Origin of the sequence: Neisseria sp. HMSC70E02 (genome assembly GCF_001838645.1) — a bacterium.
GTDB lineage: Bacteria > Pseudomonadota > Gammaproteobacteria > Burkholderiales > Neisseriaceae > Neisseria > Neisseria macacae.
In genome coordinates, this window is record NZ_KV838141.1 from 1 (window position 1) to 389 (window position 389).

Genomic DNA, 389 nt, shown 5'->3' on the forward strand with positions numbered 1-389 from the left:
CGGGTGTTTGCCGACGGCAGCGCTGTGTTGATGGAACGCGACGGTTTGGGCCGTCTGCTTAGCCACACCGATGCGATGGGGCGCGTTACCCGCTATCAGTACAGCAACGAGGGACAGGTTGAAACCATCGTCCGCCCCGACGGCGCCATCCTACATTTCGACTATGACGACTGCTACCGCCTGATCCGTAAAAGCGATGCGGAAGGCCGTTATGACGGCTATACCTACGACGAAGCGGGCAACCTGCTGACCCATACCGACCCGCTGAAACATACCACCCGTTTCGAATACGCCGACAACGGCCTGTTGCTGTCGGTAACCGATCCGAACGGCAGCAGCACCGCTTATCACTATAATGAAAACCGCCAGCCCGACCTCATTACCGACTG

The 389-nt window shown here is 58.4% G+C and carries 1 pseudogene; it reads left to right on the plus strand.

Going from position 1 to position 389, the window contains the following annotated elements:
* Nucleotides 1-389, plus strand: a pseudogene (locus HMPREF3277_RS12430) (RHS repeat protein); the annotation flags it as partial.